The sequence below is a fragment of the Cereibacter sphaeroides 2.4.1 genome (genome assembly GCF_000012905.2).
Taxonomy (GTDB): Bacteria; Pseudomonadota; Alphaproteobacteria; order Rhodobacterales; family Rhodobacteraceae; genus Cereibacter_A; species Cereibacter_A sphaeroides.
Genome location: NC_007493.2, coordinates 1001232 through 1022569, shown reverse-complemented (window position 1 = coordinate 1022569; position 21338 = coordinate 1001232). Strand labels below are relative to the sequence as shown.

Here is a 21338-nt window from a genome sequence, read left to right as displayed (position 1 = left end):
ACCGGAGGCTAGAACGATTCCAACCCGATACCTTTGACTTAGATCAATTCTAATCTGCCAGTTCGGCGGCGACCAGGCTTGCGCGGAGCGCGGTTCCCGGCGACAAGTCGCGCGACCCAAGGGATGGACCCGCGTGACGCTCTACCGCCTCCTTCTCCGCCTCCTGCTGCCCGGCCTCGTTCTGGGCGTCCTCCTCCGCCGCCTGCGCGGCCGGGGCGTCGCGCACGAGCTGAGGGAGCGGCTGGCTCTGGATCCGGGTGCAGGCCGCCCGATCTGGCTGCATGGCGCGAGCAACGGCGAGATCACCTCCGCGCGCTGGCTGCTCGAGGAACTGCTGGCGCGCGATCCGTCCGCAAGCCTGATCGTCACCTGCAACAATCCCACGGCGCGGACGATGGTCCGAAGCTGGGGCCTGCCCCGCACCGACGCCCGCCTCGCGCCCTGGGACAGCCCGGGCGCTGTCCACCGCTTCCTCACCCACTGGCGGCCGCGGGCCCTCCTTCTCCTCGAGAACGAGCTCTGGCCCGAGCGGCTCGCCGGATGCGCCGCCCGCGGCATCCCGGTGCTCGCCATCGGCGCGCGCCTGTCGGAAAGCTCGGCGCGGCGCTGGGGAAGGGTTGCGCCCGGGCTCCTGCGGCAGATGCTCGGCGCGATCGGCTGGCTCTCGGCGCAGGACGCGGCCTCCGAGCGGCGCTTCGTCGCGGCGGGCCTTTCGCCGGAGCGTCTCGGCCCGCGGCTCCTCCTGAAGGCGGGCGTGCGCCCCGCCCTGCCCGCGACGCCCCCCTTTCCCGCGCCGCCGCGGGCACGCTGCCTGCTCGCGGCCTCGACCCACGAGGGCGAGGAGGCCGCGGTGCTGCAGGCCTTCCGCAGCGCCCGCGACCTCTTCGACCTTCTGGTGATCGCGCCCCGTCATCCGCAGCGCGGCCCCGAGATTCTGGCCCTGGCCCGGACTGAAGGGATCGACGCCCGCCTCCGCTCGCGCGGAGACACGCCCGACGCGCCGATCTATGTCGCGGACACGCTGGGCGAGATGGGGCTCTGGTACGGGCTCTGCGGCGCGACCTTCATCGGCGGCACACTCGCGCCGCGCGGCGGCCATACGCCGTTCGAGCCGATGGAGGCGGGATCGGCGCTGGTCCACGGTCCCTCGATCCACAATTTCGCCGAGGTCTTCGCAGCGCTCGACGCGGCCGGCGCCGCCCTGCCCGTGAGCTCGGCCGAAGATCTGGGCGCGGCGCTGGCCCGGCTCACGCCCGAGCGCCAACAGGCGCTCATAGCCGCCGCCCACGCCCAGCCGCGCGCCACGGATCCCACCCCCATTCTCGCAGCGCTCGACCGGCTCACCCGCCCCGCCTGACCCGGGCGACACCCCCATCCCCTCCCTTTCATTCTGGCTCAAATATCCCGGGGGTGTGGGGGCAGCGCCCCCACGCGCCGGACGCAGCCAGCGCCCCCCTCCCCCATCCCGCCCCCTCTCCGGGCGCTCCGTCGGCAGCCCCCCGGCCGACACGCCCGGCGGACGCGCGCCGGTGCCGCCTGCAACCGCAGGGCGCGCTTCCCCTGGTTGACCCAACGACAGTCGGCGGAAAAGGGAACTTTTACAGGTCCGGATGCATCCTCCCGCATCTTGTCAGTCTGCCGGAGTTATCGTGCCATGATCCTCCTGACGCTCGGGATCTTCCTCTGGGTCGCAGGCCATCTGTTCAAGCGGGTCTTCCCCGACCTCCGCGCCCGGATGGGCGATCCGGGAAAGGGCCTCGTCACCCTCATCATCACCGCGGGCCTCGTGCTGATGATCTACGGCTACCGGACCGCCGACTACGTCCCGGTCTATGTGCCCCTCCCCGACACGGGCTATCTCAACAACCTGCTCATGCTCGTGGCGATCGTGCTCCTCGGCGCAGGCGTGCTGAAGGGCGTGATCTGGACGCGCATCCGGCATCCGCAGTTCCTCGCCACGATGATCTGGGCCACGGCACATCTCCTCGTGAACGGCGATCTGGCGGCCATCCTGCTCTTCGGCAGCATGTGGCTCTGGGCGGCGGGGTCGATCCTGCTCATCAATGCGCAGGAGGGGGAATGGGTGCGCCCGCCGCCCGGTCCGCTCCGCCGCGATGCGGTGCTGGTGGGCATCGGCCTCGCGCTCTACGGCGCCATCACCTCGACCCACATCTTCCTCGATCACAACCCCTTCATGGGCAACTACTACTAAGGGCCCCGTCCTAAGGAGCGCCCCCGCGCAGCGGATAGGAGGCGAGCTCCTCGTAGCGCGCCCCCTTCGGCCCCAGATGCGAGCGGTAGAGGACGAAGCGCGTGACCTCGAAGCCGCCGCCGCGGAAGGAGGCACCCTCCGCCACCGCCCGTTCGAGGCGGAAGCGCTCCTCGGGGGGCGGCGGCGCGAAGCGGCCGAGGGTGACATGGGGCACGAAGCGCCGGCGCTCGGGCTCGATCCCCGCAACCCGCGCCGCGCGCTCGATCCTGGACTGAAGGCGCGCGAGCGGGTCCGAGGGCCGGAGGCCCGCCCAGACGGCGCGGGGCCGCTCGCCGCCGAACAGGCCGAGCCCCGCCACCTCCAGCCCGAAGGGCGGCCGGACGATGGTCTCGAACTCCTCGTGGGCCGCTTCGAGCACCGGCTCGGGCACCTCGCCCAGAAAGAGGAGCGTCAGATGGAAGCTCTCGGGCTCGACCTTGCGCGGCAGCGGCAGCAGGAACTGCTGGACGGCCAGAGCCGAGCGCACCTCGGCGGGCAGGTCGAGGGCGACGAAGGCGCGGATCATCGCCGCGCGAGGCGGGCGAGCCTCTCCCGGATCTCCGGCCGCACCGGCCCCTCCCGCGGCGCGTCGCGCAGCGTCTCGATCAGCGGGGGCGCCGGCGGAGGACGCCCGCCCCCGCCCCAGTCGAGGCCCGCCAGCACCGCGCGCGCCGCCTCCGGCAGACGGTCGGGGATCTCGTGGCCCGCCAGCGTGGCCCAGACGCCCGCCCAGCAGCGACCGACCGACCAGGGGTTGTAGCCGCCGCCGCCCAGCACGAGAAAGCGCGGCGCCACCGGACGCAGCGCCGCCACCACCTCGAAATGAGCGTTGTTCGAGAGGGAGAGCCGCGACAGCGGATCCTCCTCCAGCGCATCGGCCCCGCATTGCAGCACCACAGCCTCGGGGCGGAAGGCGGCGAGCCGCGGCAGGATCAGCTCCTCGAGCACCGCCCGCATCTCGGTGTCGTTGAACCCGCGCGGCACCGGCAGGTTGAAGCAGGTGCCGCCGCCCTCGTCCTCGAGCGCACCGGTGAAGGGCCAGCGCCCCTCCTCGTGCACCGAGATCAGGAGCACCTCGGGATCGCCCGCGAAGGCCGCCTCCACCCCGTCGGGATGATGGGCGTCGATATCGACATAGGCGATGCGCCGGAGCCCCATCCGGCGCAGGACCAGCATCCCCAGCACCGGGTCGTTCAGATAGCAGAAGCCGTTCGCCCGGTCGCGCATCCCGTGGTGCGTGCCTCCGCCCGGCACATGGATCGCGCCGCCGCCGCGCAGCAGTTCGGCCGCGAGCATGACGCCCCCCGCGCCGGTCGCGGGCCGGCGGAACATCTCGGGAAAGACCGGGTTCGAGAGCGTGCCGAGCCCGTGGGCGGCCAGCAGTTCGGGCGCGGCAAGCCCCGCCTCGGCCGCGGCCAACGCCGCCACATAGGCCGGATCGTGCCAGAGGGTGAGGGCGGCGGGCTTGGCCCGCGGCGCGGTGCGGAAGCTGGCAGCCGGCAGCCAGCCGAGCGCGCGGCCGAGATCCGTCACGGTCGAGACCCGCGGCACGCGCAGCGGATGCCTGCCACCGTAGCTCGACCGGCGATAGATCTCGGAGCCGATGTAGAGAGGCGCGGCCGGAAAGGCCACGGCGGCGGTCTGGGTCACTCTGCCGGCCTCACGGCAGGAGCGCCTCGATCCGGCCCACGATCTCGCGGTCCGTCGGCCGCACCGGCGAGGACCAGCTCGCCACCAGATCCCCGTCACGGTCGATCAGAACCTTGTGGAAGTTCCAGCGCGGCTCGACCCCATGCTCCTCTGCGAGCCAGCGGTAGAAGGGATGGGCCTCGGCCCCCGTCACCGGAGTGATGGTGGTCATGGGCAGTGTCAGGTCGAAGTTGGTGGCGCAGAAGTCGCGCACCGCGCCCGCATCGTCCAGCTCCTGCTTGAAATCGTTCGACGGCACGGCGAGGACCGTCAGCCCCGCGTCGCGGTAGCGATCCCAGAGCGCCTGAAGATCGTCGTATTGCGGGGTGAAGCCGCAGAGCGAGGCCGTGTTCACCACCAGCACCGGGCCTGCCGTACGCAGCTCGTCGAGGCGGATCTGCCCGCCGTCGATCGAGTCGAAGGTGACCGGCGGCGGCCCCGCGGCGAGGGCGGGCCCGGCGAGACAGGCAAAGGCGAGCGCAAGGTGCGGACGGACGGTCATGGCATTGTCCCGGCACGAGGCGCCTCTGCCGGAGGCGCGCGGAGCGGGCCCCCTCGGACTCCGCCTGCTGCTGAAGCATAGGCGGCGAACGAAATACGTCAAATGCGCGACGATTTGCCCCGTTTGATTTGCGCCCGCGCGCCGATGCGTGCGACAGTTCCCGAACGTGCGGTGGCTGTGAACGTTGATAAGGCGGCTGCCGCCCCTAAATTGGGCAGAACGAGAAATCGACGCGAGACACCGACCAAGATGAGACCGGGCCCTAGGCCCGGCGGGAGAGGCATATGGGCGAAGGCCGTCATATCGGGCTGACCAGCAACGGATCCGGCGAGGTCCGGCCGCAGTGCGGCGCCATCTGCTGGCGTCTCGAGGGGGGCGAGCTCCAGGTGCTGCTCATCACCAGCCGCGATACCGGCCGCTGGGTGATCCCGAAGGGCGGCCGCATCGAGGGCCTCGACGATGCGGACTCGGCCGCGCAGGAAGCCTGGGAAGAGGCCGGCATTCAGGGCGAGATCGCGCCGCAGCCCCTCGGCCGCTTCACCTACCAGAAGATCGCCAGGAACGCCGCCAGCATCGCCTGCGAGGTCGTGGTGTTCCCGCTGGCGGTCGAGGACATGTCGGACGTCTTTCCCGAGCGCGGTCAGCGCAAGCGCAAGTGGTTCACGCCGGACAAGGCCGCGCGCAAGGTGGCGGAACCCGGGCTGCGCGAGATCCTCGTGCGCTTCGATCCCGCCCCCGAGCCCGACCCCGAACGCGACGACGGATTGCCGCTGGGCGACTATTGAACCTCGCGGGATCCACCTTTACCTGACAGGATGAGGAGCCGCAGGACGGCGGCTCCGCTCCGGTGCTCCGAATGATCCGCTATTCTCTCAGATGTCCCGAGGACCACGGCTTCGAAAGCTGGTTCCAGTCGTCGGACGCCTTCGACGACCTTCTGGCCGCTGGCCGGGTCGCCTGCCCCGTCTGCGGCTCCTCGTCGGTCGAGAAGGTGCTGATGGCCCCGTCGGTGCGCCCCGCGCGCAAGGCTGCTGCCGCGCCGCCGCCGAAGCCCCTCTCCGCCCCCGCCTCGCAGATGGAGGAGGCCTTCCGCGCCCTGCGCCGGCAGGTCGAGGAGAATTCGGAATATGTCGGCATGAATTTCGCCACCGAAGCCCGGAAGATCCACGAGGGCGACGCGCCCGAGCGGGCGATCTATGGCGAGGCCAAGCCCGAGGAGGCGCGCCGCCTGATCGAGGACGGCGTGCCGGTGGCCCCGCTGCCCTTCCTGCCGCAGCGCAAGGTGAACTGACACCCCGACCCGCGCGGGATCGTCGCAAGCAGCGGCGCCTCTCTTGACCTCGGCCCATGGGCGGGGCCTTCTGGGCGCGTTCCACCCTCACGACTGACCCGGAGGCATTCCGTGAAGATCAACGGCACCCCTTTCCGCTCGATCTGGTGCGAGGCGGGCGAGGTCCGCATCATCGACCAGCGCTGGCTGCCGCACGAGCTGCGGATCGTGCCGCTGCGCACGCGTGCGGAGTTCGCGGCCGCGATCCGGGACATGTGGGTGCGCGGCGCGCCGCTGATCGGGGCCACCGCCGCTTGGGGGATGGCGGTGCAGATGGCCGAGGATCCGTCCGATGCTTCGCTCGCCGAGACCTGGGAGGTGCTGCACGAGACGAGGCCCACGGCGATCAACCTCCGCTGGGCGCTGAACGAGATGCGCCGCCTGCTGGCGCCCCTGCCCCCCTCCGAGCGGGCAGCCGCGGCCGCGCGCCGTGCGGCCGAGATCTGCGACGAGGATGTGGAGATCAACCGCCGGATCGGCGCGCACGGCCTGACGCTCATCCGCGAGATCGCCGAGCGGAAGCGCGGCCGGGTCAACATCCTGACCCACTGCAACGCGGGGTGGCTCGCCACCGTCGACTGGGGCACCGCCACCTCGCCGATCTATCATGCGCTCGAGGCGGGGATCGATGTCCATGTGTTCGTGGACGAGACCCGGCCCCGCAATCAGGGCGCGCTGCTGACCGCCTGGGAGATGAACTCGCACGGGGTGAGCCACGATCTGATCGTGGACAATGCCGGCGGCCATCTGATGCAGCACGGCGAGGTGGATCTCGTGATCGTCGGCACCGACCGCACCACCGCGCAGGGCGACGTCTGCAACAAGATCGGCACCTATCTCAAGGCGCTGGCGGCGAAGGCAAACGGCGTGCCCTTCTATGTGGCCCTGCCCTCGCCCACCATCGACTGGACGGTCCGGGACGGGGTGGCGGAGATCCCGATCGAGGAGCGCTCGGGCGCCGAGGTGACCCATGTGCAGGGCAAGGCGCCGGACGGGTCGGTGATCTCGGTACAGATCTCTCCCGACGGCACCAGCGCCCGCAATCCGGCCTTCGACGTGACGCCGGCTTCGCTGGTCACGGGCCTCATCACCGAGCGCGGGATCTGCGCGGCGGAGGCCGGCGCGATGGCGGCCCTCTTCCCGGAGGCCGCCCGCAGCGCGGCCTGAGCCTATCGCCGCGCGAAGCGCAGCAGCACGACGGCGGCGATGGCAAGAAGCAGGATGGCCGAGGCTTCCAGCACAATGTTCTGGGGGTCCATGTCCTTGCCCTGCAGCACGATCAGCCGCGCGAGCGCCGTGATCGCGATGAAGATCGGATAGACGAAGGGCAGGCCCTTGCCGGTGTAGAACACCGCGACCATGGCGATGACCTCCGTGTAGAGGAACATCAGCAGAATGTCGCCGAGGTTGACGCTCCGGCGTTCGACGATGGACAGGATCTCGACCGAGGTCGCCGCAAGGGTCATGAGCGCCACGAGGATCAGGAGCCCCCGCTCGATCACCCCGAGCGCCGCCACCATCACCAGCTTCTCGGTTCGGCCTGCATCCACCGCACCATCGTTTTCGTCTTCCGTCACCGGCACATCCCCCGAACTCTTCACGGCCCGCAGAGTATCAGGCCCGAAGCGGCGCGCCAACCGGCGGAGCAGAGGCCTGCCCGGCCCGCCTGTGGGGGGCTTACCGGGCGAGCCCGGAGGGTCCATGGACCGCACACCTCGGGACGCACGAGAACCCTTCATCTCGGGTAACGGAACGGTCCGTTGCAGCATCCCGGCTGCGGGCGCAGGTTCGGCGGAGGAGCCACGGCCATTTGACGGAGGGGCCGCCATCGGACAGGCTGCTCTCCGTCAAGTCCTTCGCGCGCCTCATGGTCTTAAAATGACCGGAGCGCAGCCTCCGGGGGAAGGCTGCGCTCCGCACTGTCCGGGCATGGGGCATATGCCCGGGCAAACGTGCCCGGATGTGGGCCGGGCACGGGTCCGTCAGACCTCTTTCGACGTCCCTGCGGCCGAAGAGCCGGCCTTGGACTCACCGGCTTTCGTGGACGTGTCCGCCTCCATGATCCGCTGCGCGCTGGAAGACTGAGCGGCGGCAGCCTGATCCCGGTGGGCCGCCGGGGCGGGCGACTGATCCCGATGCGCCGAAGGCGTTGCGCCGTGCGCGGGCTCCGCGTCGCGAGACCGGGCGGTCGCGGCGTGAAGGCGGCCCGCCTGACGCTCCGCGGCCATGAAGCCGAACCAGCAGACAGCCAGCATGGCCAGGAAGACGATGATTCCGAACATATATGCCATTTAAACCTCCCTCTTGCCCGCTAAACGTGCGCTCTGGCGCGCCGGTTCCCGTGAGCGGCATAATTTTCGCGGCGAGCCTCCGCAGCGCGGGCCCGCCGCTGCATCAGGCGAAGGTCACGACGTTGTGGACGCCCACCTCGGGATCGCTATCGGTCACATTGGCCTTGGCGATCTCGTAGGCGAAGCGCGCGGTCGAACTGGTCGAGGCCCAGATCGCCGCGCTGCGCAGCTTCACCGAGACCATCACGAGGTCGGGATCGTCCTTGCCCTCGAACCAGGCCGCGACCACGGGATTCCACATCTCGTCCAGCTTCGCGCGATCCGTCTCTTCGGCGATATGGCCGGAGAGGCAGGCATGAAAATCCTCGTCATGCGCGATGATGCAGAAATGCGCCGTGCTCGACGGGCCGATGGCGCGGAAGAGGTCGGTGCTGCGCTTGGTCAGGAACCAGAGCTTCGCGGCCGCCTCGTCGCAATGGTGCGACATCGGCTGCATGTGCTGGCCCGAACCCTCGACGCCGAGCATCCCGGCGCGGAGTTTGCCGAGCTGCTTCCAGAGCGCGGCCTTCGGATCGGTCTGAGCAAGTTTCGTATCGGCCATTCGGCCCTCCTGATCTGCAATGCGTTGGCGAAGCAACCGGATCCGGCGGGAGTTGGTTCCCATCCGGAAGGCCGGTCCCCGACGCCCTTCGAGCCCATCCGGAGGCGCGGAACAAATGGCGGGCGGCGCCTGTTTCTGGGCGACACAGGCCGGAACCGGGCGCCGAGCGCGCCTCCGGCCGCAGAAATGCGAGGAGATCAGGATGCAGACCGACAAGAACATGACCGGCTCGGGGACAGCCTCGGATCCGTCAGGCCGTCCGGGCTTCACCGACACCGCACGAGAGGCCGCTCGCCGCGAGATGGACGATGCCCGCGAGCGTCTTCACGGCGCCGCGGGCCGTGCCCGCGAGGAGGCAAACCGGGCTCGCTCCAGCGTCTCGCGCCTCGTGCTGGATGAGATGGACCGCCGCAAGGAGGATCTGTGCGACAGCATCCACGGCATCGCCCAGTCGATGCGCAAGGGTGCCGAGGAAGCGGAAAAGCGCGACGATGCCCCTGCCCCGCCGCAGATGATCCATCGCGCGATCCACACGCTCGACGACATGGCGGACCGGATGCGCCACCGCTCGGCGGAAGACATGACCCGGTCGGTCGCGCGCTTCGGCCGCGAGAACCCGGCGCTCTTCGTGGGCGGCGCCTTGTTCGCGGGCCTCGCCATCGGCCGCTTCCTCGTCTCCTCGTCGAACCGTCCGCGTGGGCGCGACTGGGATGAGGGCGACGCGATGCGAGCCGACCGCTGGCGCGGTGCGGCCCCGGGCAGCTCTGCCCACGAGCGCGCGTCGCACGAGCCTCTCGGCGCGAAGCCGCACGATGTCGGCGGCCAGAACCGCCCCGCGATGGCCGGTCGGCCCGGCGCCGCACCCTTCAGCGCCCCGGGCGGCGCTGCGATGCCGGGCACGGAGCCGCCTCGGCCCGGGAGCGCCAACGAGGCCACGGCCCGCAGCACAGGGATGGCTCCCACCGCCGCCAGCGTGAAGCCCCTTGGCTCGGGCCCGACGTCGGGAGGTAAAGATGGAGGCTCCTAAGCGCGGTATGCCGGAGGATCGCTCGCTGGGCGATCTTCTGTCCGACCTCGTGCGGGATGTCACCGGGCTCGTGCGCAGCGAGAGCCGCCTGATCCGCGCGGAGGTTGCCGAGGCCGGACGCAGCATGGCCGTCGGCGCCGAGATGATCGCTGCGGGGGGGATCCTCCTCCTCGTGGCGCTTCTGGTGCTGGTGCAGGCGCTGGTCGTCCTCCTCGCCCATTGGGTCGGTCCTGCCTGGGCCGCCCTCATCGTTGGCGCCGTCCTGGCCGTGATCGGCGGGCTGCTGATCGCCCGAGGCCGCAAGGACATGAGCGCCGCCAATCTGGTGCCGGAGCGCACCATCGAACAGACCAGCCGCGACGTGCGGCTTGCACGGGAGCAGATCTGATGAATGCCGACAAGATCGAACGTGAAGTGGAAGAGAACCGCGCGCGAGTCGAAAGCACTCTCGACGCGCTGAAGGAGCGGATGTCCGTCAATCAGGTCGTCGACGATCTCGCGAATTTCGTGGGCGTCGAGGATCTGCGGGGCGTGATGCATTCCGCCGGCCGGCAGGTGCGCGACAATCCGGTGGCTCTGGGCCTCATCGGGGTGGGTCTGGCGTGGCTCGCCTTCGGCGGCTCCTCGAGCCGCTCGCGCCATGTCAGCGCCTATGACCGCGAAGAATATTACCGGAGCGACTACGGCCCCGCCCGCCGGTCCTACGAGCCCTACGGCGGTGGCGCCTCCTATCGTTCGGACCGGGGCGAGGGCGTGGTCTCGCGCGTCAAGCATGCGGTGAGCGACGCTGCCGACAGCGTGAGCCGCGCGGCCCATTCCGCGACGGACAAGGTGGCCGAAACTTTCGGCGACGCGCGTGACCGCGCGGGCAGCCTGCGCGACGATGTCTACGACCGCGCCGGTCGGATGCGCGAGGATGCCTATGATCGTGCCGGCCACTGGCGCGACGATCTCGGCGAGCGATCGGCGCATCTGCGCGACCGTGCCGGGCATCTGCGCGACCGCGCGTCCCACGGCGCGCATCAGATGCGCGACAGCATGAGCCACGGCATGGAGCAGCAGCCCCTGCTCGTGGGTGCCGCGGCCGTGGCGCTCGGCGCCGTGATCGGGGCCGCGCTTCCCCGGACGCGCACCGAGGACGAGTGGATGGGCCGCACCAGCGACGAGCTCTGGGACGAGGCGAAGGCTTCGTCGTGGGAGCTGCGCGAGCGGGCGATGAAGGCCGCGCGCGAGACCTACGACGCCACCATCGCCGCGGCGCGCGACGAAGGTCTGGTGCCCGAGAAGGGCGAGACGCTGGCCTCGAAGGTGGGACGCGTCGCCGATGCGGCGGCCAGCGAGGCGAAGGCTCAGGTGGAGCCCGTGCTTCACGGCAAGGAGGCGGACAAATCCTCGACCGGCATGTCCTCGGCTGGCGCGGGCTCGACGGGCTCGACCGACTCCACGACCAAGAGTCCCGGCACGTCCGGCCCCAAGGTTGCAGGCTCGGGCTTCTGAGGCTGTCCTGAAAAGCAGAAGGCTCCGGTCACAGACCGGAGCCTTTTTCATGTCGCAACCCTCCGGCATGCCTCAGCTGTAGATCGGGGGCGTCTCCTCGCCCGGGTTCGGCATGTCCGGATCGCCGGGCGGGATAGGATCCGGGTCGGGCATCGGATCGGGATAGGGATTCGGCTCGGGCATCGGGTCCGGAGCCGGCGGATCGTTCGGGCCGAGTTGCAGGTCGTTCGTCATCGCATCCTCCTCTCCTGCGGGCGCAGCGCGCGCCCCTTCCTTCCAAGAGCCGCCGGGCGGGATTGTTCCGCCTCAGAACCTGCGGCTGAGGCAGGGAGAGCCGCGCAGGCCGAAGCGCCAGGGCATGTCCGCCGCCCGGCTGATGCCGATGCGCGGGCCGCACAGGATCTCGCCTGCCGCCACCGGCGCACCCCACCGCACCGCAAAGCCCCGCGTGCCGAAGGCGGTGCCATCGTCGGCCAGTGTCAGACCCAGCGCCTGACCGATCCGGCCCGGCCCGGAACAGAGGAGCCGCGCGACATCGGTGCCGCGCCGGGCCGCCATCTGCGCCAGACCCTCCGTCGGTTCCAGAGCGCGGATCAGCACGGCATGGCCCGGCGCGCAGACCACGTTGAGGCAGAGATGGATGCCGTAGGACAGATAGACATAGGCGCAGCCCGGCGGCCCGAACATCGCCGCATTGCGCGGGGTGGGTCCGCGGAAACTGTGCGACGCCGGATCGTCCGGCGTATAGGCCTCCGTCTCGACGATCCGTCCGCCCACGCCGCGCACCTGCAGATGCGCCCCCAGAAGATCGACCGCCACCGCGGGCGCCTCGCGCGCGAAACAGGCTGCCTGCCCCTCCATCTGCCCCCCTTCCTGCGCGGTCTGACGCCGGTGTGACATCCGCCTCCCGGAACATTCGTCCGCCGCTGCCGTTCCTTCCGCAACCCCGCACACGCTGCGGGACCGGTGATGTTCACGAATGGAGAGACTGTCGATGAGAAAGATTGCTTTCACCGCGAGCCTCCTCGCCCTGGCCGCGGCCCCGGGCTTTGCACAGAGCGGCGCGGACGGGATGGATCCCACCCGGCCGGTAGCTCCCGAGACCGGCACGGGCAGCATCAAGGATATCAGCCAGCAGACCTGGTCCGACGATGTGCGCGACGTGTTCTTCGAGGATGCGGCGATGACTTCGCTCCGAGCGACCGACGAGATGGAAAAGCGGTGGGCCGCGCTCGACCCCGAGGCCAGGGAGCGCGCCGTGCGCGATTGTCAGGCCTATCTGATGGACGCGGGTTCCATGGGCGGCGCCTCGTCCGGCGGCATCGGCGGCTCGCTGACGCCGGATGCCGATGAGGCCGGGACGACCGGCGAGGATCTCGGCGGCACGGATACCCCGGCCCCGGTTCCTGAGGACACGACGAACGCGTCCGACGCGCCCGCCTCTCCGGGCGATGCCTCGGTCTGGACGCAGGCCTGCTCGTTCGTGACCTCGTTCAAGCCGCAGTAACGCCGCCCGACGCCCATCGCGGCCCGGTCGATCCTCGCCCGGGCCGCAATCCTGCCGGGGCGCGCCGGATGAGACGCGCCCCGCACAGACTCCAGCCGTTCCCCCTGTCAAGGAGAGCCAGATGGCCGAAGACAAACCTGCCGCCCGTTCCGGCAGTTTCGAAAACCTCGTGTCGGACTACGGCGCGGGCGGCGAGTTCCACCAGCACGCCGGCGAAGGGGACGAGCGTCTGACGACGGCCCAGGGCGTCACCATCGCCGACAACCAGAATTCGCTCAGGAGCGGCGCGCCGGGACCGACCGCGCTCGAGGATTTCATCCTCCGCGAAAAGATTTTCCACTTCGACCATGAGCGGATCCCGGAGCGCGTGGTCCATGCCCGCGGCTTCGGCGCGCACGGGCTCTTCGAATGCACCAAGGCCATTCCCGAAATCACCCGCGCCGCCCCCTTCCAGAAGGAAGGCAAGATCACCGAGACCTTCGTCCGCTTCTCGACGGTGGCGGGCTCCAAGGGGTCGGTGGACCTTGCCCGCGACGTGCGCGGCTTCGCGGTGAAATTCTATACCGATGAAGGCAACTGGGACCTCGTCGGCAACAACATCCCGGTCTTCTTCATTCAGGATGCGATCAAGTTCCCGGACCTCATCCATTCCGTGAAGCCCGAGCCCGACCGCGGCTTCCCTCAGGCCCAGTCGGCGCACGACAATTTCTGGGATTTCATCTCGCTCACGCCCGAGTCGATGCACATGGTCATGTGGCAGATGTCGGATCGTGCCATCCCCCGCAGCTTCCGCTTCATGGAGGGCTTCGGCGTCCACACCTTCCGCTTCATCAATGCCGAAGGCCAGTCGAGCTTCGTCAAGTTCCACTGGAAGCCCAAGCTCGGCATGCAGTCGGTGCTGTGGGACGAGGCGCTGAAGATCAACGGCGCCGACCCCGACCGGCACCGCCGCGACCTCTGGGAAGCGATCACCGCCGGCGATTTCCCAGAATGGGAGCTGGGCCTGCAGATCTTCGACGAAGAGTTCGCGAACCGCTTCGACTTCGATGTGCTCGATCCCACCAAGATCATCCCGGAAGAGCTCGTACCCCTCACCATCGTCGGCACGCTGACGCTGGACCGCGTCGTGGATAACTTTTTCGCCGAGACTGAGCAGGTGGCCTTCTGCACCCAGAACGTGGTGCCCGGCATCGACTTCACCGACGATCCGCTGCTGCAGGGACGGAACTTCTCCTACCTCGACACCCAGCTCAAGCGTCTGGGCAGCCCCAACTTCACCAAGCTGCCGATCAACGCCCCGCGTGGCTGCCCCGTCCACAATTTCCAGCAGGATGGGCACATGCAGACCTCGAACCGCAAGGGTCGGGTGAACTACGAGCCGAACGGCTGGGGCAAGGGCCCGCGGGCCCATCCGCTCGAGGGCTATGTCAGCTACGCCGTGCGCAACGAGGGCGAGAAGCGGAGGCTCCGGCCCGAGAGCTTCGCCGACCATTACAGCCAGGCGCGGCAGTTCTTCCTGAGCCAGACCCCGGTCGAGCAGGGTCACATCCGCGATGCGCTGGTCTTCGAACTGTCGAAGTGTCAGGAGATCGAGATCCGCGCCCGGATCGTCGCGCATCTCCTCAACATCGACGGCGCTCTGGCGCAGGCGGTGGCCGACGGGCTGGGCCTGACCGAGATGCCCGAGCCCGCTCCCGCGGCACGGCCGACGCGCACCGACCTGCCGCCGTCCGATGCGCTCAGCATGCTGAAGAACCCGCCGCCGAACTTTGCGGGCCGCACCGTCGGGGTTCTGGCGGGCAACGGCGTCGAGGCCGAGCTGCTGACCGAGCTGCGCTCGATCCTGCAGGCCGAGGGGGCGATGATGAAGCTCGTGGCCCCGCGCGTAGGCGGCGTCACCGACAGCGCGGGCACGCTTCATCCGGCGGACGAGAAGCTGGGCGGCGGCCCGTCGGTGATCTTCGACGCGGTGGCGGTGCTGCCGGGCTCGGATGCGGCGATGCTAGCCGCCAACCCGGCGGCGCAGGACTTCCTCACCGATGCGCATGCGCATTGCAAGTTCATCGCCCACCATGGGGCGGGGCCGCTGATCGAGGCCTGTGCGCTCGGGGCCAAGATGGACGAGGGTTGGATCGAGATCGGCTCGAGCAGCGACATCGACGGTTTCGTGGCGGCCTGCCGCGGGATGCGCCACTGGCCGCGCGAGGCGACGCTGGGCGGGAACCCTCCCCTCGCCCGGACGTTTTCCCCGTGACAGCCCTTTGGGCGCATGAAGAGAGAGGACCCACAATGGCTTATGCGAAAACTGGGACCCATGAGCGGCAGGGCCGCGGCTCGGCCCTGATGCTCACCTCGGCGGTGGTGCTGGGCGCCTTCGGGGCGCTCGCGGTGCGCCATCTGATGAGCGGCCGCCGCAGCACCCACTATCCCGAGGTGCGGCAGGCGGGACGCGACGCGATGCGCGATCCGCCCCGCGATTGGGACCGGCTGGACGAGACGCTGGACGAGTCCTTCCCGGCAAGCGATCCGCCCGCGACCTATTGAGCGGCTCCCGGACGACCTGCGCAGCATTGGAAGCTGGCCCCCGTCCGGGGGCCAGCTTCTGAGATTCTGGCCCTGCCCCTCGGGGCCGCCGGAGACGCGAGGATACACGCATGACAACAGATGAGGGCCGCAGGCCAGAGGAGCCCGGCACGCCCGCCAGCCTGCGGGAGATGCCGCGGGATCCGCGGATCGATGCCTCGATGGCCTTGATGAGCGAGGGCTACCGCTTCGTCTCGAACCTGTGCGACCGGATGGACAGCGACGCGGTGGCGACCCGCCTGCGTCTGCGCGAGGTCGTCTGCCTGCGCGGCAGCGCGGCCGCGCGGCTGCTCTATGGCGCGGAGGGGCTTACCCGCGTGGGGGCGATGCCCTCGACCGTGCTGCACCTCCTGCAGGACAAGGGCTCGGTGCAGCAGCTCGAGGGTCCGGCCCATCGGCATCGGAAGGCGCTGTTCCTCTCGATCTGCATGGATCCCGCCCGCGTCGAGGCGCTGGTGTCCGAGATGCGCCTTGCATGGCGCGAACGGCTGCCCGCCTGGGAAGCGGAGGGGAGGATCGTCCTCCAGCAGGAGGCGGCGCGCCTTCTGACCCGGGCGGGCTGCCGCTGGGCCGGGGTCGCCCACCAGCCCGAAGCGCAGCTCGCCGACGAGATTTTCGACATGATCGACAAGGCGGGCAGCGTCGGCCCGCGCAACTGGCTGGCGCAGATGCGCCGCGCCGGCACCGAGAAGCGCCTGCGCACCCTCGTGGAGGAGGTTCGGGCCGGCGAAGTGGTTCCGGAGGCCGCGACCGCCCTCCATGCGATTGCCTTCCACCGCGAGGAGGACGGCACGCTGCTGGATCCGTCCGTCGCGGCGGTGGAGCTTCTGAACCTGCTCCGTCCCATCGTGGCCGTGGGGCGCTACATCACCTTCGCGGCGCTGGCGCTGCATCGCGAGACGACATGGCGCGAGCTCTTCCGGTCGGGCAATCTGGAGCTGGCGGGCGACTTCGCCGAGGAGGTCCGCCGCGCCTCACCCTTCTTTCCCTTCACCGCCGCCGTGACCACCCGGCCCATCACTTGGGAGGGCTACGACTTCCCGGAAGGTCAATGGCTTCTGCTCGATCTCTACGGCACGACGCACGACCCGCGGCACTTCCCCGAGCCCACCCGCTTCCGCGCCGAGCGAATGCTGAGCTGGACGGGACAGGACGAGGCCTTCATCCCCCAGGGCGCGGGGGACGTGGCCCGCACCCACCGCTGCCCGGGAGAGATGATCACCGTCGAGCTGATGAAGGAGGCCATCCGCCTCCTCTGCTGCGAGATGGACTACGAGGTTCCCGCGCAGGATCTGGGCGTACGGCTGAACCGGATGCCGGCCCAGCCCCGCAGCGGCATGATCCTGTCGGCGATCTCGCGACGCGCGGGAACAGAGGCTTCCCGCAACGGTTGAGTCGCAAACGGAAAGGAGACTCCCATGCTCAAGTTCATCGGCGGCACCGTCGGCATCATCTTTCTCGTCGGCCTGCTCGTCATCATCGGCATTCTCGCGCTGATCTTCTGAGCGACGAGGCGACCACCGACACATGACTGCGGCGGCCGGATGGGCCGCCGCTCGACATCAGGGGCGGACGTCCGCTCCGATCAGCCCCAGTCCAGCACCACCTTGCCCGACGCGCCGCTGCGCATGGCGGCAAAACCCTCGGCGAAATCCGCCACAGGAAAGCGGTGGGTGATGACGCGCCGGATATCGAGGCCGTTCTCCAGCATCGCGATCATCTTGTACCATGTCTCGAAGATCTCGCGGCCGTAGACGCCCTTGATGGTCAGCGCCTTGAAGACGATCCGGCTCCAGTCCACGGGGCTGCGGCCGGGCGGGATCCCCAGCATCGCGATGCGACCGCCCATCACCATCGCTTCGACCATCTGGTCGAAGCCCGCGGGTGCGCCCGACATCTCCATCCCTACGTCGAAGCCCTGCACGATCTTCAGTCGGCCCATCACCGAGCGCAGATCCTCGGTGGCCACATTGACCGGCACCACATCGGCCACCTCGGTTGACAGCCGCAACCGGTCGGCATTGACGTCGGTGATGACGACATGGCGCGCGCCCACATGCCGCGCCACAGCCGCGGCCATGATCCCGATGGGGCCTGCGCCGGTCACGAGCACATCCTCTCCCACCAGATCGAAGCTGAGCGCCGTGTGCACGGCATTGCCCAGGGGATCGAGGATCGCCCCCACCTCGTCGTCGATGGCATCGGGCAGCGGCACCACGTTGAAGGCGGGAAGCCGCAGATAGTCGGCGAAGGCGCCCGGAACATTGACGCCGATGCCGCGCGTCTCGGGATCGAGGTGGAAGCGCCCGGCCCGCACCTGCCGCGAATGGTGGCCGATCAGATGGCCCTCGCCCGAGCAGCGCTGGCCCGGGCTGAGGTCGCGCACGTCGCGGCCCACCTCGACGATCTCGCCCGCAAACTCGTGCCCGGTGACGAGCGGCACCGGCACCGTCTTCGCCGCCCAGTCGTCCCAGTTCCAGATATGGACATCGGTGCCGCAGATCCCCGTCTTGCGGACCCGGATGAGCACCTCGTCGGGGCCGATCTCGGGCACGGGCCGCTCTTCCATCCAGAGGCCCGGTTCCGCCTTGGCCTTCACCAGTGCCCGCATCAGATCGCCCCCACCGCCCTGCCTGCCTCGCGGAACGCCGCGAGGGCCAGATCGAGATCGTCCCGCGTCAGAGCCGCATTCATCTGGGTGCGGATGCGCGCCTGCCCGCGCGGGACCACCGGGAAGAAGAAGCCCGAGACATAGACCCCGCGGTCATAGAGCGCCGCCGCCATCTCCTGTGCGAGCCGCGCCTCGCCGAGCATCACCGGCACGATCGGATGCGCGCCGGGCAGCAGGCGGAAGCCCGCCTCGGTCAGGCCCGCGCGCCAGTAGGCGGTGTTCTCGAAGAGCGCGGCGCGCAGATCGTCGGCGGCCTCGACCAGATCGAGCGCGGCGAGACCGGCCGCCACCACCGCCGGCGGCAGCGCGTTCGAGAAGAGATAGGGCCGCGCCCTCTGCCGCAGGAGATCGATCACCGGCTGCGGGCCCGCCACATAGCCGCCGAGTGCGCCGCCCAGAGCCTTGCCGAGCGTGCCGGTCAGAATGTCCACCGTCACGCCGTGATGGGCGGGCGTCCCCTGCCCCTTCGGCCCCATGAAGCCCGTCGCGTGGCAATCGTCCACCATGACAAGCGCGCCGAATTCCTCGGCCAGCGCCACGATCTCGGGCAGCCGGGCGAGATAGCCATCCATCGAGAAGACGCCGTCGGTCGCGATCAGGATATGGCGCGCGCCCTCGGCCCGGGCCTCTGCCAGCTGCCGGCGCAGATCCTCCATGTCGGAATTGGCGTAGCGGTAGCGGCGCGCCTTGCAGAGGCGGATGCCGTCGATGATGCTCGCATGGTTGAGCGCATCCGAGATCACCGCATCCTCGGGGCCGAGCAGCGGCTCGAAGAGACCGCCGTTGGCATCGAAGCAGGCCGCAAAGAGGATCGCATCCTCCATCCCGAGGAAGCGGGCGATCCGGCCTTCGAGCGCACGGTGAATGTCCTGCGTGCCGCAGATGAAGCGCACCGAGGCCATGCCGTAGCCGTGCTCGTCCATCCCGCGGCGGGCGGCCTCGATCAGCGCCGGATGGTTGGCAAGGCCCAGATAATTGTTCGCGCAGAGGTTCAGGAGGTCGCGATCCCCCACCCGCACATGCGTCCCCTGCGCCGAGAGGATGGGCCGTTCGCGCTTCGTGAGACCCTCGGCCTCGATCCCCTCCAGCAGCTCGCGCATCCCCGCGAGAAAGGCGTCCCGTCCGCTCATCGCCCTCTCCCTTCCTGTCGGCCGATCCTACGACACCCGGCGGCTCACGTCCCGCAGAAGGTGCGGTAGCTGTCGTCGAACCCCTCCGGGGCCGGTAGGGCGAACAGCTCGCGGTCGGCCCGTTCGGTGAAGGGGTCGGCCAGCGCCTCGAGCAGCCGGTCGAAGGGCGCGAGATCGCCGGCATGGGCCGCGGCCAGCGCCTCCTCGACCCGGTGGTTCCGCGCGATGTAAATCGGGTTTGTCGCCCGCATCCGCTCGGCCGCGTCGGGCGCCAGCCGGGCCCGCCAGCGCGGCAGCCAGCCCGCGAGCGCGGCCGGATCCCGGAACAGGGGGCGGAGCGCGCCTTCGTCGGTCACCGCCTCCGCGAGACGGCGGAAGGTCAGCGTCCAGTCGGCGCGCTGGCTACGCATGGCCTCCAGCAGATCCTCGGCAAGCCGCGCATCGCCCTCTTCGGCCCCGGCCAGCCCGAGCTTGGCGCGCATGCCCGCAAGCCAGTGGCCCTGATAGCGCGCGCCCACCGTTTCCAGCACGGAAGTGGCCTTGTCCGCCGCCCGCACCGGATCGCCATCGAGAAGCGGCAGAAGCGCCTCGCCCAGCCGCGCAAGGTTCCAGGCGAGGATGTAGGGCTGGTTGCCATAGGCATAGCGCCCCTGCAGGTCGATGGAGGAGAAGACCGTGCCGGGATCGTAGCCCTCCATGAAGGCGCAGGGACCGTAGTCGATGGTCTCGCCCGAGATCGTCATGTTGTCGGTGTTCATCACGCCATGGATGAATCCCACCAGCATCCAGCGCGCCACGAGCTGCGCCTGCGCCTCGGCCACCGCTTCATAGAAGGCGAGATAGGGCTCGGGCGCGGAGGCGAGTTCGGGGTAATGCCGCGCGATGGCGTAGTCGGCCAGCCGTCGCACCCGGTCGATGTCGCTGCGGGCGGCGAAAAACTGGAAGGTGCCCACGCGGATGTGGCTCGCCGCGACGCGCGTCAGGATCGCGCCCGGACGCTCGCCCTCCTGCCGCAGGAGCGGCTCGCCGGTGGCGACGGCCGCCAGCGCGCGGGTGGTGGGGATGCCGAGCCCGTGCATCGCCTCGCCCACCAGATATTCGCGCAGCACCGGCCCGAGGGCCGCCTTGCCGTCCGCGCCGCGCGAAAAGGGCGTGCGCCCCGAGCCCTTGAGCTGAAGGTCGCGCCTCCGGCCCGCGCGGTCGGTGATTTCGCCGATGAGCAGCGCCCGCCCGTCGCCGAGCTGGGGCGAGAAGCCGCCGAACTGATGGCCCGCATAGGCCTGCGCCAGCGGGTGCGCCCCCTCGGGCAGGCGCCTCCCCGAGAAGATCTCCGCCCCCTCGCGCTCGAGAAGGTCGGGATCGAGCCCCAGCTCTTCGGCCAGCGGGCGGTTCAGCCGCAGAAGCCGCGGCGCGGGGACCGGCGCGGCGGGCCAGTCCACATAGAAGCCCTCGAGGTCGCGGGCATAGCTGTTGTCGAAGCGGAAGGTCATAAGGGTCCTGCTCGGGGTCTCTTTCACATATGCGCCCCCGGGGCGCTCGGAACAAGCGGGGGGCGGGAAAGAGGCAGGACCGCGGGTCAGGCGCCCGCGCGAGGCACCAGCCGGATCACCTGAGCGCCGGGCCGGTTCGCGCGGAAGACCGGCAGCTCGTCGAGGAGCCGCTTCTGGATGTCGGCCACCGCGCATTCGCGCCGCAGGATCTCGGGCAGGCAGCTACCGCAGAGCCCGATGAGACCGCCCACCACCGCCGCGACCAGCTGCTCCTGCCGCTGCGACAGCAGGCCGTCGAGCACGCCGCCCTTGCCCACGGCGAACATGGCCGCGAGCGCGAGGAAGCTGCCCGAGAGGATGAAGACCGCCCGGCGATAGGCGAGCGTCCGTTCCACGAGCCGCCGGGTGAAGCGGTGACGGCGCACCGGGTCGATCCGCTCCCATCCCGCGCTGGGCATCGGCGTGCCCGCCCGCAGCACCAGCACCGAGGCCACGACGGGCAGCACGGCGATCAGTGGCAGCATGAGCTCATCCAGCGCGTGCGGAGGCACCAGCACGCCGAACAGCGATGCGAGCCCCGCAATCGTGCCGAAATGAAGCAGCCGAGTCATCCGTGATCCCTCTATCGGTGGAATGTGGAACCTGCCTCCGGAGAGGGCCCGAGTCAAATGATGGCGGTGTGTCCCGGCGCGATCTCGCCGCAGGGCAGCAACCGGATCGGCGGCAAGAAGCCCTGCGTGCGGCAGCCCGTAGCCTGCTGCCTGATTTT

General features: G+C 69.9%; 25 protein-coding genes. 13 read left to right on the top strand and 12 right to left on the bottom strand.

Annotated features, from left to right (window positions below):
- Positions 1-133 precede the first annotated feature (133 nt).
- Both RSP_RS05050 and RSP_RS05045 read left to right on the top strand, forming a co-directional pair.
- Entirely contained in the window at positions 134-1357 is a 1224-nt protein-coding gene (locus RSP_RS05050) for a 3-deoxy-D-manno-octulosonic acid transferase (protein ID WP_011337457.1), read from the top strand.
- A gap of 297 nt (positions 1358-1654) precedes the next feature.
- Positions 1655-2212 carry an NnrU family protein gene (locus tag RSP_RS05045; RefSeq protein WP_009564839.1) on the top strand — a complete coding sequence of 186 codons (558 nt, stop codon included), beginning with the start codon at positions 1655-1657 and terminating at the stop codon, positions 2210-2212.
- Positions 2213-2222: 10 nt separating this feature from the next.
- Here RSP_RS05045 and thpR read toward each other — a convergent pair whose 3' ends face one another.
- Genes thpR through RSP_RS05030 form a run of 3 tightly spaced genes read right to left on the bottom strand, consistent with a single transcriptional unit; the run spans position 2223 to position 4442 of the window.
- A complete protein-coding gene (thpR, locus tag RSP_RS05040; RefSeq protein ID WP_011337456.1) occupies positions 2223-2777 on the bottom strand; it encodes an RNA 2',3'-cyclic phosphodiesterase in 555 nt (184 codons plus the stop codon).
- Positions 2774-3901, bottom strand: coding sequence for an acetoin utilization protein AcuC (locus tag RSP_RS05035; protein WP_017140150.1), 1128 nt, complete (start codon positions 3899-3901; stop codon positions 2774-2776). The genes thpR and RSP_RS05035 overlap by 4 nt, the downstream gene beginning before the upstream one ends.
- Positions 3902-3911: 10 nt before the next feature.
- On the bottom strand, positions 3912-4442 hold the full coding sequence (locus tag RSP_RS05030) for a glutathione peroxidase (protein ID WP_002719544.1): 531 nt from the start codon (positions 4440-4442) through the stop codon (positions 3912-3914).
- Positions 4443-4726: 284 nt separating this feature from the next.
- Between RSP_RS05030 and RSP_RS05025 the strand changes: the two genes are divergently transcribed.
- From RSP_RS05025 to mtnA, 3 genes are all read left to right on the top strand, one after another.
- Positions 4727-5227 carry an NUDIX hydrolase gene (locus RSP_RS05025; protein ID WP_002719543.1) on the top strand — a complete coding sequence of 167 codons (501 nt, stop codon included), beginning with the start codon at positions 4727-4729 and terminating at the stop codon, positions 5225-5227.
- 71 nt (positions 5228-5298) lie between these two features.
- Positions 5299-5733, top strand: coding sequence for a DUF1178 family protein (locus RSP_RS05020; RefSeq protein ID WP_011337454.1), 435 nt, complete (start codon positions 5299-5301; stop codon positions 5731-5733).
- 111 nt (positions 5734-5844) lie between these two features.
- Positions 5845-6939: an S-methyl-5-thioribose-1-phosphate isomerase gene (gene mtnA, locus RSP_RS05015; RefSeq protein ID WP_011337453.1), complete on the top strand. Its 1095-nt coding sequence runs from the start codon at positions 5845-5847 to the stop codon at positions 6937-6939.
- Positions 6940-6941: 2 nt separating this feature from the next.
- Here the strand turns inward: mtnA and RSP_RS05010 are convergent, their stop codons facing one another.
- The 3 genes from RSP_RS05010 to RSP_RS05000 form a co-directional block, all read right to left on the bottom strand.
- Positions 6942-7355, bottom strand: a complete 414-nt coding sequence (locus tag RSP_RS05010) for a phosphate-starvation-inducible protein PsiE (RefSeq protein ID WP_009564830.1) — start codon at positions 7353-7355, stop codon at positions 6942-6944.
- A 399-nt stretch (positions 7356-7754) separates the two neighbouring features.
- Complete coding sequence (locus RSP_RS05005; protein WP_017140149.1) at positions 7755-8063, bottom strand: hypothetical protein; 309 nt, start codon at positions 8061-8063, stop codon at positions 7755-7757.
- Positions 8064-8166: 103 nt separating this feature from the next.
- Positions 8167-8664 carry a pyridoxamine 5'-phosphate oxidase family protein gene (locus RSP_RS05000; protein ID WP_002719538.1) on the bottom strand — a complete coding sequence of 166 codons (498 nt, stop codon included), beginning with the start codon at positions 8662-8664 and terminating at the stop codon, positions 8167-8169.
- Positions 8665-8866: 202 nt separating this feature from the next.
- Here RSP_RS05000 and RSP_RS04995 point away from each other — a divergent pair, with 202 nt between their 5' ends.
- From RSP_RS04995 to RSP_RS04985, 3 genes are read left to right on the top strand one after another with little or no spacing between them, the layout of a single operon-like run.
- The gene (locus RSP_RS04995) at positions 8867-9691 is read left to right on the top strand and encodes a hypothetical protein (protein WP_011337449.1); all 825 of its coding nucleotides are present in this window, start codon (positions 8867-8869) and stop codon (positions 9689-9691) included.
- Positions 9678-10079 (top strand): phage holin family protein, encoded by a 402-nt coding sequence (locus tag RSP_RS04990; protein ID WP_011337448.1) that lies wholly within the window; start codon positions 9678-9680, stop codon positions 10077-10079. Before RSP_RS04995 ends, RSP_RS04990 begins: the two co-directional genes overlap by 14 nt.
- A complete protein-coding gene (locus RSP_RS04985; protein WP_011337447.1) occupies positions 10079-11188 on the top strand; it encodes a DUF3618 domain-containing protein in 1110 nt (369 codons plus the stop codon). Before RSP_RS04990 ends, RSP_RS04985 begins: the two co-directional genes overlap by 1 nt.
- A 72-nt stretch (positions 11189-11260) precedes the next feature.
- Here RSP_RS04985 and RSP_RS22185 read toward each other — a convergent pair whose 3' ends face one another.
- Together RSP_RS22185 and RSP_RS04980 are read right to left on the bottom strand one after the other, a co-directional pair.
- Entirely contained in the window at positions 11261-11422 is a 162-nt protein-coding gene (locus RSP_RS22185) for a hypothetical protein (protein ID WP_002719534.1), read from the bottom strand.
- 72 nt (positions 11423-11494) lie between these two features.
- Complete coding sequence (locus RSP_RS04980; protein WP_011337446.1) at positions 11495-12049, bottom strand: DNA-3-methyladenine glycosylase; 555 nt, start codon at positions 12047-12049, stop codon at positions 11495-11497.
- 133 nt (positions 12050-12182) lie between these two features.
- On the opposite strand from RSP_RS04980, the gene RSP_RS04975 reads away from it, so the two are divergent.
- The 5 genes from RSP_RS04975 to RSP_RS22805 all read left to right on the top strand — a co-directional run bounded on the left by RSP_RS04975 (position 12183) and on the right by RSP_RS22805 (position 16783).
- Positions 12183-12695 (top strand): hypothetical protein, encoded by a 513-nt coding sequence (locus RSP_RS04975; RefSeq protein ID WP_023003576.1) that lies wholly within the window; start codon positions 12183-12185, stop codon positions 12693-12695.
- A 121-nt stretch (positions 12696-12816) separates the two neighbouring features.
- The gene (locus RSP_RS04970; RefSeq protein ID WP_011337444.1) at positions 12817-14949 is read left to right on the top strand and encodes a catalase; all 2133 of its coding nucleotides are present in this window, start codon (positions 12817-12819) and stop codon (positions 14947-14949) included.
- A gap of 35 nt (positions 14950-14984) precedes the next feature.
- Positions 14985-15239 carry a hypothetical protein gene (locus tag RSP_RS04965; RefSeq protein WP_002719530.1) on the top strand — a complete coding sequence of 85 codons (255 nt, stop codon included), beginning with the start codon at positions 14985-14987 and terminating at the stop codon, positions 15237-15239.
- Positions 15240-15349: 110 nt separating this feature from the next.
- Positions 15350-16672 (top strand): cytochrome P450, encoded by a 1323-nt coding sequence (locus RSP_RS04960; RefSeq protein ID WP_011337443.1) that lies wholly within the window; start codon positions 15350-15352, stop codon positions 16670-16672.
- A gap of 24 nt (positions 16673-16696) precedes the next feature.
- Positions 16697-16783 (top strand): small membrane protein YohP, encoded by an 87-nt coding sequence (locus RSP_RS22805; RefSeq protein ID WP_023003574.1) that lies wholly within the window; start codon positions 16697-16699, stop codon positions 16781-16783.
- Between the two features lie 80 nt (positions 16784-16863).
- On the opposite strand, the gene tdh is transcribed toward RSP_RS22805, so the two are convergent.
- From tdh to RSP_RS04940, 4 genes are all read right to left on the bottom strand, one after another.
- Positions 16864-17889, bottom strand: coding sequence for an L-threonine 3-dehydrogenase (tdh, locus tag RSP_RS04955; RefSeq protein WP_009564818.1), 1026 nt, complete (start codon positions 17887-17889; stop codon positions 16864-16866).
- The gene (locus RSP_RS04950; RefSeq protein WP_011337442.1) at positions 17889-19079 is read right to left on the bottom strand and encodes a glycine C-acetyltransferase; all 1191 of its coding nucleotides are present in this window, start codon (positions 19077-19079) and stop codon (positions 17889-17891) included. The genes tdh and RSP_RS04950 overlap by 1 nt, the downstream gene beginning before the upstream one ends.
- A gap of 44 nt (positions 19080-19123) precedes the next feature.
- On the bottom strand, positions 19124-20569 hold the full coding sequence (locus RSP_RS04945; RefSeq protein WP_011337441.1) for a protein adenylyltransferase SelO: 1446 nt from the start codon (positions 20567-20569) through the stop codon (positions 19124-19126).
- Positions 20570-20655: 86 nt separating this feature from the next.
- The gene (locus RSP_RS04940; RefSeq protein WP_002719525.1) at positions 20656-21180 is read right to left on the bottom strand and encodes a hypothetical protein; all 525 of its coding nucleotides are present in this window, start codon (positions 21178-21180) and stop codon (positions 20656-20658) included.
- Positions 21181-21338: the final 158 nt, after the last annotated feature.

Coding starts and splice junctions, on each gene's coding strand:
- RSP_RS05045 (WP_009564839.1), top strand. CDS start 1,655: ATGATCCTCCTGACGCTCGGGATCTTCCTCTGGGTCGCAGGCCATCTG.
- thpR (WP_011337456.1), bottom strand. CDS start 2,777: ATGATCCGCGCCTTCGTCGCCCTCGACCTGCCCGCCGAGGTGCGCTCG.
- RSP_RS05030 (WP_002719544.1), bottom strand. CDS start 4,442: ATGACCGTCCGTCCGCACCTTGCGCTCGCCTTTGCCTGTCTCGCCGGG.
- RSP_RS05025 (WP_002719543.1), top strand. CDS start 4,727: ATGGGCGAAGGCCGTCATATCGGGCTGACCAGCAACGGATCCGGCGAG.
- RSP_RS05020 (WP_011337454.1), top strand. CDS start 5,299: ATGATCCGCTATTCTCTCAGATGTCCCGAGGACCACGGCTTCGAAAGC.
- RSP_RS05005 (WP_017140149.1), bottom strand. CDS start 8,063: ATGGCATATATGTTCGGAATCATCGTCTTCCTGGCCATGCTGGCTGTC.
- RSP_RS05000 (WP_002719538.1), bottom strand. CDS start 8,664: ATGGCCGATACGAAACTTGCTCAGACCGATCCGAAGGCCGCGCTCTGG.
- RSP_RS04995 (WP_011337449.1), top strand. CDS start 8,867: ATGCAGACCGACAAGAACATGACCGGCTCGGGGACAGCCTCGGATCCG.
- RSP_RS04990 (WP_011337448.1), top strand. CDS start 9,678: ATGGAGGCTCCTAAGCGCGGTATGCCGGAGGATCGCTCGCTGGGCGAT.
- RSP_RS04985 (WP_011337447.1), top strand. CDS start 10,079: ATGAATGCCGACAAGATCGAACGTGAAGTGGAAGAGAACCGCGCGCGA.
- RSP_RS22185 (WP_002719534.1), bottom strand. CDS start 11,422: ATGACGAACGACCTGCAACTCGGCCCGAACGATCCGCCGGCTCCGGAC.
- RSP_RS04980 (WP_011337446.1), bottom strand. CDS start 12,049: ATGGAGGGGCAGGCAGCCTGTTTCGCGCGCGAGGCGCCCGCGGTGGCG.
- RSP_RS04975 (WP_023003576.1), top strand. CDS start 12,183: ATGAGAAAGATTGCTTTCACCGCGAGCCTCCTCGCCCTGGCCGCGGCC.
- RSP_RS04970 (WP_011337444.1), top strand. CDS start 12,817: ATGGCCGAAGACAAACCTGCCGCCCGTTCCGGCAGTTTCGAAAACCTC.
- RSP_RS04965 (WP_002719530.1), top strand. CDS start 14,985: ATGGCTTATGCGAAAACTGGGACCCATGAGCGGCAGGGCCGCGGCTCG.
- RSP_RS04960 (WP_011337443.1), top strand. CDS start 15,350: ATGACAACAGATGAGGGCCGCAGGCCAGAGGAGCCCGGCACGCCCGCC.
- RSP_RS22805 (WP_023003574.1), top strand. CDS start 16,697: ATGCTCAAGTTCATCGGCGGCACCGTCGGCATCATCTTTCTCGTCGGC.
- tdh (WP_009564818.1), bottom strand. CDS start 17,889: ATGCGGGCACTGGTGAAGGCCAAGGCGGAACCGGGCCTCTGGATGGAA.
- RSP_RS04950 (WP_011337442.1), bottom strand. CDS start 19,079: ATGAGCGGACGGGACGCCTTTCTCGCGGGGATGCGCGAGCTGCTGGAG.
- RSP_RS04945 (WP_011337441.1), bottom strand. CDS start 20,569: ATGACCTTCCGCTTCGACAACAGCTATGCCCGCGACCTCGAGGGCTTC.
- RSP_RS04940 (WP_002719525.1), bottom strand. CDS start 21,180: ATGACTCGGCTGCTTCATTTCGGCACGATTGCGGGGCTCGCATCGCTG.